Source organism: Vreelandella maris (assembly GCF_013371085.1).
Classification (GTDB): domain Bacteria; phylum Pseudomonadota; class Gammaproteobacteria; order Pseudomonadales; family Halomonadaceae; genus Vreelandella; species Vreelandella maris.
Window position 1 is genome coordinate 1 of the sequence record NZ_JABWCV010000051.1, and the last position, 9,366, is coordinate 9,366.

Annotated in this window: 8 protein-coding genes and 2 pseudogenes; 3 read left to right on the forward strand and 7 right to left on the reverse strand. The window is 42.8% G+C overall.

All coding sequences use genetic code 11. The features are described from left to right. Positions 1–112, forward strand: a pseudogene (locus HUO07_RS21055) (IS630-like element ISHsp2 family transposase); the annotation flags it as partial. A gap of 260 nt (positions 113–372) precedes the next feature. Here the strand turns inward: HUO07_RS21055 and HUO07_RS21060 are convergent. The 6 genes from HUO07_RS21060 to HUO07_RS21085 form a co-directional block, all read right to left on the reverse strand. Continuing rightward, entirely contained in the window at positions 373–1,272 is a 900-nt protein-coding gene (locus tag HUO07_RS21060) for a LysR family transcriptional regulator (RefSeq protein WP_176305094.1), read from the reverse strand. A 995-nt stretch (positions 1,273–2,267) separates the two neighbouring features. Then, the gene (locus tag HUO07_RS21065; RefSeq protein ID WP_176305095.1) at positions 2,268–2,663 is read right to left on the reverse strand and encodes a PaaI family thioesterase; all 396 of its coding nucleotides are present in this window, start codon (positions 2,661–2,663) and stop codon (positions 2,268–2,270) included. 83 nt (positions 2,664–2,746) lie between these two features. Further along, positions 2,747–3,643: an NAD(P)-dependent oxidoreductase gene (locus tag HUO07_RS21070; protein WP_176305096.1), complete on the reverse strand. Its 897-nt coding sequence runs from the start codon at positions 3,641–3,643 to the stop codon at positions 2,747–2,749. A gap of 24 nt (positions 3,644–3,667) precedes the next feature. Beyond that, entirely contained in the window at positions 3,668–5,290 is a 1,623-nt protein-coding gene (locus HUO07_RS21075) for a TRAP transporter large permease (RefSeq protein WP_176305097.1), read from the reverse strand. A gap of 3 nt (positions 5,291–5,293) precedes the next feature. Next, a complete protein-coding gene (locus HUO07_RS21080) occupies positions 5,294–5,974 on the reverse strand; it encodes a TRAP transporter small permease (protein ID WP_176305098.1) in 681 nt (226 codons plus the stop codon). A gap of 81 nt (positions 5,975–6,055) precedes the next feature. Continuing rightward, on the reverse strand, positions 6,056–7,054 hold the full coding sequence (locus HUO07_RS21085; protein WP_176305099.1) for a DctP family TRAP transporter solute-binding subunit: 999 nt from the start codon (positions 7,052–7,054) through the stop codon (positions 6,056–6,058). Positions 7,055–7,659: 605 nt separating this feature from the next. Between HUO07_RS21085 and HUO07_RS21090 the strand changes: the two genes are divergently transcribed. Then, on the forward strand, positions 7,660–8,070 hold the full coding sequence (locus tag HUO07_RS21090) for a carboxymuconolactone decarboxylase family protein (RefSeq protein ID WP_340162520.1): 411 nt from the start codon (positions 7,660–7,662) through the stop codon (positions 8,068–8,070). A 348-nt stretch (positions 8,071–8,418) separates the two neighbouring features. After that, positions 8,419–9,126 carry a GntR family transcriptional regulator gene (locus HUO07_RS21095; RefSeq protein WP_176305101.1) on the forward strand — a complete coding sequence of 236 codons (708 nt, stop codon included), beginning with the start codon at positions 8,419–8,421 and terminating at the stop codon, positions 9,124–9,126. 127 nt (positions 9,127–9,253) lie between these two features. Here HUO07_RS21095 and HUO07_RS21100 read toward each other — a convergent pair. Further along, positions 9,254–9,366, reverse strand: a pseudogene (locus HUO07_RS21100) (IS630-like element ISHsp2 family transposase); the annotation flags it as partial.

A 9,366-nucleotide genomic window follows, 5' to 3' on the forward strand; every position in this document is an offset into this window, starting at 1 on the left:
GAAGTACACCTGGCTGCCCTTGAGTGCCTATCTCTCGTTTGAACGTCTACATGAAGAGGTACACCGCTTACTCGGTGGTTACGGAACTGATCACGCGATTAATTTTGAATAGGCACTTACTACAACTGAATCAGACCCAGAAAATATACAAAGGGAAGCAAAGAGCTAAGGTGACTTTTCGACTTATACTACTCAAAAGACTTAACTTTTTCATATTTAGCCAGAGGTTAAAACATGTTACCAATTAAAAAACTTTTTCCTTCAGCAATGCCCACAGACCTTGCTATAGCATTGCCACTATTCACTTCATTTAAGCATGCACTACAATTTAACTGCGTTCCAGAAAGACCATAAACCCCATATAATAAATGCTTATTCTTTATAGCTATGGTAGCTTCTTATCTCACGAATAAGGTTTTTGGAAGATTCTGGCAATGACTCAAATTCTCTAACGACAACTGATCGCTCACGTTTGGCCCAAACATCTTTTAGCTCAACAATATTAAGTCGCATAGTTGTTTGATAGCGCAGTGCACTCGATTCGGGTAAAATGCCGATTCCTACTCCTGCCTCAATCATCCTACAGGCTGGTTCGAAGCCAAACACTTGAATGCGCAACGGCAAAGACTCTCCTACTTCGCTGACCTCCTTTTTAAGAAATTCAAGAAGGGTACTTCCTTCATGTAGACCTACATGTGGATAGATAAGTGTATCTTTAAAGGCTAGATCTTTAGTTCCTGTAAGCGGATGGCCAATCGGAACTACGACGACTAGCCTATCCATGCTAAAAGGCATGACTTCTAAACCTTTCATTTTAATTTCACCCGACGTCACGCCAAAGTCTGCTGCACCATCTAAAACACCTCTGAAAATATCTTTAGTCAGGCGCTCTTTTAAGTCGATAGTGATCCCTGGACGACTGCCTAAAAAGTTGGCCAATACTTCAGGCATAAACTCCGTCACTGCTGTTGTGTTAGCAAAAATTCGTATATGCCCAGTTTCACTACGGCCATAGTCAGAAAAATCGCTTTTTAAATACTCGACCTGCCGCATGATCGCACGAGCATGTTTGAGTAAGTTCTCGCCAGCAGGGGTCAGCTCTACGCCATGGCTCCCACGGTAAAAAAGTCGGCTGCCCAACTGACCCTCAAAAGATTTTATCCGCGTGCTAGCAGCTGCCGTGGACAGATGAGCTTGCTTGGCGCCTCCCGTTAAGCTGGACGCCTCAGCAACGTGAATAAAAAGATTAAGGTCGGCCAAGTCAAAATGCATATAAGTGATCCATAAATAAGATGAAATTGTTGGCCTGCTGTACGCTGTATTGGGAGATGCACTCGTCCGGGTATTAGTTTTTATGGTACACGACGATTGAATTAGCACACAGGTCTTAGCATCTAGATTCACTGAATAACTGCAGCGCTTTGGATCACCTTGTAGAGACAGGATAACCAGCAACGGTATCATCTCGACTTTACGACCAAAGTGAAACAGAGTATACCGACAGCTGACGAGGACGAACTATACCAAATTTTCACTTACCTTGAGCCAGCCAAGGCCATTAGGTTCACAGAGGCAAGCTAAAGCGCAATAGGCTCGCCAGTGGTTATGCACCTGAGCAGACTGTTAAGTGATAGATGTCGATGCACCGTCTGGAAAGTGACGGAGCGGCTGCCCAGGCTGGGTCACTGGTCAATTGATGGACGAATCGAGTCTTCAGCAAATCAGTGGCTTTATGGCTATGCCAACGGGATTTGCGTCAGCCATCACTGGATCTATGCATTAATCTGGGACGAAAGGAAAACGGCGGCGACTTATGGAAGTGACTCCGGCTACCACCCAGCGGCGCTATCAGCGCTAGTTGGCCAAGCACGCGATTAGGCAAGATCCCGATTGAGTGAGCTTTCAGCACCGCCCTGCCGAGGTGGAAGAGCTGTGCTATATTTGCCATTGGGAAGGCGAAACGATATCAAGGGCTACAAAGAATCCGGCCTAGTGGCTTTATTCGAGGGGCGCAGCGGTTCCCTCTTGGCAGCGCACTGACCTTCTCCTAGATTAGCACCACTGGTTCAATGAAAATACCAATGGCCTGATTCACCAAAACTACCCCAAAGGTGACCGATTCAGCGCTGAGAAGAGTCGTTGCAATGAATCGCCCTAGAAAACGCTTGGGGCATCCGACACTGGCAATAGTGTTCCTGGGAGAATATTCAGGGGCTTTGAAAACCGCGAATGCTGCGCTTGATATTTGAATTCAGGATTACAATAATTTAATTAGCAGAAATCTTACCACGTAACCGAAAACATCCTGTAGCGCAAGCGACTATGTTGTAGTCCTTAGGGTCGTATAGTTCTGCCTCGGCAAAAAACGTTTTTATGCCTCCTCCCTTACGGCGGCCTATAGCCCTTAGGCTACCCTGGGTAGCCTTAGACATGTAATTCACAGTAAGAGATAAGGTTGTAGCACGGACCTCAGAGCCGTCAATATCGGGAAAATATCCACTGTAACCGCATGCAACATCTAAAAGTGTGGCGATCACTCCACCATGCAAGGACCCTTGCGAGTTGAGAAATTGAGGTAGTATTTGAAATTCCCATAAACACTCACCTTCCTTCCAGTCTACAATTTGTGCACCAAGCATTTGGAGAAATGGGTTTTCAGGCATATTTACTCTCTAATATATCTATATTTAGCATTCTGTATGTATTTTTAAATGCTATTAAATTTCACTACATCAATTAAGCTAGGTTATTTTTTTGAATGTTGGTTAAGATAACGGTAAATTTCAGTATGGTCTGCCCCTTCACCCAGTGACTCTTGGGCAGACTCCCACTGATCTGCTATCTCTTTCAGGTTATCAAATGTAAGGTGAAGGTTTTGAGATAAATCAGCAGCAATACGGATATCTTTTGCCATAAGATCCAATGCAAAACCTGAGCCCCAGGTCTCTGAAAGAACAAATTGCTTCAGTTTCTGCTCAGTCGTGTTATTACGTCCTGTAGAAACATTTAGAATATCTACCATGACGCTTTGATCTAACCCGAATTCTTTACCAAGAATAATAGCTTCCATAGCAGCTACTGCACCGGCCCCGGAAACGTAGTTATTCAAGGCTTTCATAGCATGACCGGAACCCAATAAACCAGTTTTAAATGTTTTCCCTCCTACGGCATCAAAAATAGGCGCTATTGCTTGTACATCGTCTTCTTCACCACCCGCCATAATTGTTAAGCTTGAATCAACCGCTCTTTTTTGACCACCCGATACTGGCGCATCTACGAACCGGTAGCCTTTGGATTTCAATTCTTCTCCAAGCCTCCTAGTATCAAGTGGAGCAGAAGAGCTCATATCAATAATTATTGCTGATTTTTTGAGCTTCTTGATAGCGCCTTCATCGCCTAGAAGTGCCTCACGTACAATAGCGCCATTAGGGAGCATGGTAATGACAACGTCAGCATCCTCTGCAGCGTCAGTCGCTGATACAGAAGCTTGCCCTCCTTTATTAACTAACTCTTCCCTTGCATTTAAAGTTGGGTCAAAGCCTATGACTTCAAATCCTGCTTTGACCAAATTAATTGCCATAGGCAACCCCATTTTTCCAAGCCCGATCACGGCAACTTTCGCTGTATTACTGATAACGTTCATATATTATTCCGTAGTATGGTTGGTTTAATTCGTAATAGTTTCTGGTCCCATCAAACTATAGGGAAGCCAAGTTGAAATAATAGGTACATAGGTAACTAATATCAAGAATAAAAACAACACAGCCGCAAACGGTAGAGCTGCTTTAACAACACGCACTAAACTCATGCCCGTAACGCCAGAAGTGACAAACAAGTTAAGACCAATAGGTGGCGTAATCATGCCAATTTCCATATTGACGACCATCATTATTCCTAAGTGCACTGGGTCTATTCCTAACTGCATAGCAATTGGGAACACTACAGGTGCGACAATCAGTAAAAGACCTGAAGGCTCCATAAACTGACCGCCAAGTAATAGCAAGATATTGACAACAATTAGGAAAGTAAACCAATTGAACCCCATGTCTAACATGATTCCAGTAATTACTTGTGGAATACCTTCAGATGTTAGTACATGAGCAAAAAGAAGCGCGTTGACAATAATGAACATTAACATCACGGTCGTTCTTGAAGCTTCTATTAACACTTTCCGCGTGTCGTGATTGAACATAGCAGGTAAGAAGCTGCGGGCGATAAGCATCATGTTTTTACCTACCACAGGTAACCCCGCCATTAAACAAGTGGTAACCGAGCCCATTCCTTCCTTGCCGCGCCATAATATGTATGAAAATAGTACGATGACCGATAATACCCCACCTAAGAGGCTACGCGAGGCTAACGTATAGTGATCACCATTCATACCCGATGTGACAAAGAAGCTCATAACCAAGAACACGAAGAAGCATGATACTGCATATATAATTGCATTAAATCCTCTGTGTGCCTGAACATTTTCGGTGGACGACAGCCAAGGCGTATCCTTGAGAGGCCCCATATCGCGGTAGGCAAAAGTGGCAATAAAAAAGGCATAAATTGCTGCAACTGCGGCTGCCTCAGTAGGTGTAAAAACACCACCATAAATTCCACCTAGTATGATTATTATCAGAAATAAACCTGGTGCCGCATCTTTGCCGCTTCTAAATATTTCACCAAACCCACGCCATGGTTCATATGGAAGCTTTTTAATCCGCGCCATCACATAAATAGCCAGCATTAGCATTACGCCAGCCAATATCCCTGGAATTACGCCGGCTAGAAACATCCGCCCGACAGAAACATCAGTTGCAGCTGAATAGACCACCATTGTAATTGAAGGCGGGATCAGAATGCCGAGAGTACCAGCATTAGCAATGACGCCCGCAGCAAAGTCCTTTGAATATCCAACTTTGCACATACCTGCAATCGCGATTGTGCCAATTGCTACGACTGTTGCTGGAGAGGAGCCAGAAAGAGCAGCAAACAGCATACAAGCCAAGACCGAGGCCATAGCGAGGCCTCCTCTGAAATGTCCTACGGACGCAATGGCGAAGTTAATAAGCCTTCGAGCTACCCCCCCAGTAGACATAAAAGAAGAAGCAAGAACAAAGAATGGTATTGCTAGCAATGTATAGTTTTGTGAAGCCGTGAATAATTGCATTGCTACTGAGGACATTGAGTCACTAGATGCAAAAGCAATTATCAGTACAGAGGATAGTCCTAGCGATATACCAACCGGAACACCTAATAAAAGTAGAAAAAGTACTAGAACAAAAAGAATGATGCTTTCCATAATTTAGTCCTTGGAATTTGCCTGATTTTCAGCTAAAAGATCCTCTCCTTCATGGCTCGCAATGATTAGCTCTCTACGCCCCATAACTATCTGAATTGTGGCTTCGAGTGCGCGGAATGCCAGTAACGCCAATCCAACGGGTAGCATCATGTATGCGACCCAGCGGGGCACTCTCTCTGGAAAACCAAATGACTCTTGCAACCACAAGGGATACCGAAGATCCTGCAGCCCAATTCCTGCATTGAAGAAACGTAACCAGTAACTTATTGCTCCTCCATCCGACTCAGAGCCGAAGATAGCAAGCCAATCGGCTGAGATGAGTATCACTGCATAGAGAAGAGTGGCCAGTCCTCCCATAACGGCAGCTATCTTGAAAGCAGGCTTAGGAAGCAGTCGTATCACCGCATCTACACCAAGGTGTAAACCTGTTTTTATTCCGTAACTCATGCCAAATAATATCATCCAGGCAAAAAGAATCCGGACAAATTCGAGTCCACCTGCCCAACTGGCGTTAAATCCATATCGGGCTATTACCTGAAAAAATGATACCAGAGTGATAGTTGCTAATAGTGTCGCAAGAATATTTTCCTCAATACGGAGAACAATCCCTGGGTAGCGACGCTCTGATAGAAACATTATTGCTATTAACGATATAAGTATTATATAAAGCCATAAGCTATCCATGACATTGACTCCAAGGATTACTTAGTCACCCGAATGGGATACTTAAAAGGCTAGCCATAGAAATGGCTAGCCTTTTTCTTTTTAGATATTTTTATTTGACTCTACAGCAGCCTCAATGATATTAGCACCAATAGTGTCTTCGAATTGATTCCAGACTGGTTTCATAGCGTCTACCCATTCTTGGCGTTGTTCAGAAGTTAATTCACGAACTGTGCCGCCAGCCTCAATAATTTTCTGCTTGGCCTCTTCGTTTATGGCATTTGACCGGTTGTTATACTCCGTAGAGACTTCATCTACAATTGCTAGAAATTCTTCACGAGTTTCGTCGTCTAGGCTTTCTAAGAACTGGTTTGAAGTTACCATGAAGTAGGTTAAGAACTGATGGTTTGTTTCCGTAATGCCATCCTGTACTTCAAAAAATTTCTGGCTATAGATGTTCGACCAGGTGTTTTCTTGGCCATCTACCACACCAGTTTGGAGAGCTCCATAAACTTCTTTAAATGCTAATGTTTGAGGTGTTGCTTCTAGCTCCTCAATCATGCTTTTTGTGACATCTGACGTCGTTACACGAAATTTCAAACCTTCAGCATCAGATGGGTGGATCAAAGGTTTATTAGCTGAAAATCCGCGCATTCCGTTATAAACATAGGCAAGCCCAGAGATACCATTTCCTTGCATAGAGTTAAGAATTTCTTGGCCTTCTTCGCTTTTTGTAAATACATCAACTGCCTCTGTTCCTTCAAAAAGGAATGGCAGGTTGAAAACTTCTAGCTCTTGTGTGTAAGCGCCAAATTTTCCTGCATCTGGGGCTGCCAGCTGCACATCACCTAAAATAAGAGCCTCCATGACCTTGTCATCGTCATAAAGCGTTGAGTTTGGATAAACCTCAATACACAGCTGCCCGTCCATTTCTTTATTTACCCGTTCTGCAAGGGCTGCTGCCATCTCGCCTTTTGGATGCCCAGAAGATGCAGTCACATGGCTGAATTTGGCGACAGTTTCATTCTCATCACAGTTGGCGTGAGCATAAACCGGTAAGAAGGTTGCGGCTGCGAGTGTCGTGGCGATAATTTTTTTCATTGTTTTCCTCCAAATTAATCAGATGCTTAGGTCTTTATTGCTGATTCTCCAGCTAATTTTCTTACGCTTAGAAAATTAGCTTACACATTATCTTCATACAATCATACAATAGTTGCAAGGCGTAGAAGCTGCTGAATCTATTTGGACTTCTGTTGCCTCGCACTTCCAGTAGCTGCTTCATTGAGGCTACGTTCCTGCCTTAAGCTATGCCTTTTTTCGCACAATAGTACTTTATCTTTTTGTTTTATAAACTATATTTCTTTTCCTTTGATAGCGTTAGCCGTTATTGAACTGCCTATATATGGGCGTTTTCAGTAGCTGCTCTAAGCTTGTGATAGGTGATTGGTTTTATCAATTTGCCAAGGCACCGCGACGGGGGAGCGCGGTTTTTGAGGTGGCTTTTTGAAGATCGATTAGGTTTGCCGATTTAGACTAAGGCCTATTTTTTTTATACAAGCCGTTGTTAATAAAGAAAATATTATCTATTTTCTTTCGCCTTAGGTGCGCCATTTGTGGTGTCAGATTTATTGACTTATCATCATACAATATGATTGTATTTAGATCGTGGTAAGAATTCCGGTGAATAATTAGTAAAGGAGATGAATGTGAGCGATTATACTAAGAGCCCAAGCGAGCGCGAGACGTCAGAAAAGTTTGAGAGGGGCCTCAAAACCCGAAAAGAAGTGCTTGGAAGTGAGTATGTAGATAACTCGGTAAACAATGCTACTGAATATAACTGGCCTATGCAGCAGTTGGTTACTGAGTATTGCTGGGATGAAATCTGGAATCGTCCAGGCTTGGACCGTAAATATCGGTCTATGTTGAATTTAGGAATGATTTCTGCACTTGGGCGCACTCACGAATTGAAACTGCATGTGCGTGGCGCGATTAATAATGGCTTTACTAAAGAAGAAATTCGTGAGGTGTTTCTCCAGGTTGCTATTTACTGTGGTGTTCCTGCTGCGATAGATAGCTTCAGAACCGCACAAGAAGTATTTGAGGAAATGGGTATTTAAATATTTTAATTATACCTTAAAGTATATTTTAATGATGGCGCTCGTATAGACCGGGCGTCTTTTTTAGCTGCTTGTGATAAGATGCTTCTAGGGCGGCTTTTTTCTTTTTAATACTGCATTTTTCTTAATTGGTTTTAGTTCTTGGTTTCATATAAGCGTCGCCTTTTATGTACTTTTATATTTTTATCTTAAGTTTTTGCAATTTTTTTTAAGTGGCTATATAATATGTACCATGTAACTAGTATAGTTAGAAAAAACACTTAAACTAAAGTTGCAAGCATTTAGGTTAGAAGCCCACTTTAAATGTTGTAAAAAGATTGTTAACTGTCAGAATTAAGAGATCTGTGTATGGAAATTCAACACCGTTCAGCATCGTTGCGTTATCAGGTTCAAGATGCGTTACGCAAAGAGATTATTGCTGGCCGCTTGAAACCAGGTGAGCGTCTAGTTGAGAAAATGTTGTGTGCCGAGCTAGGTGTGAGTCGAACCTCCTTGCGCGAGGCTTTAAGAGGGCTCGAAGCTGAAGGCTTGGTCGCACTGGTACCTCATCGTGGTGCTGTGGTTGCATCAGTTGAGTTGGATGATGCCCGCCAAATCTATCAGGTTCGCGGTGTTCTTGAAGCTCAAGCTGTTCGGAATTTTGTTGTTCATGCCAATGATAGTGATATACGTGAGCTTCGTTCAACATTAGATGAGCTATCAGATAAGCTTCAAGGAATGGAAAGTAGTTCTCTAGAAGGCTTCTCTGGGTCCGAAGTGTTGAATGTTAAACGAAAGTTTTACTCTATTATTTTTGGTATTAAAGAGAACTCTATAGTTAGAGATATTCTTGAGATGCTAAATAATCGAATAAGTTTGCTAAGAGCTTTGTCACTTGGCCGGCCTGGACGTCTCAAGTACACTCTTTCTGAATTGACAGATATAGTTGAAGCAATAGAGCAACGTGATGAGAGGCGCGCAAGCACAGCAGCATTATCTCATATTGATAGTGCTGAAAAAAATGTATTATCGTTACTTAAACAACAAGAAACCGAACTGCAAAGTAAGAAGGCTTAGCTTTTTTATAGTTGACGATTGCAGATTACGGGTGCATCACATTGATAGATACCGGTCATTAGCAATATTTCGCCATCAACTCACTCATCATCTCGATAGGTTATTTAAAATCTGAATTCATAAGTGCCTATTCAAAATTAATCGCGTGATCAGTTCCGTAACCACCGAGTAAGCGGTGTACCTCTTCATGTAGACGTTCAAACGAGAGATAGGCACTCAAGGGCAGCCAGGTGTACTTCA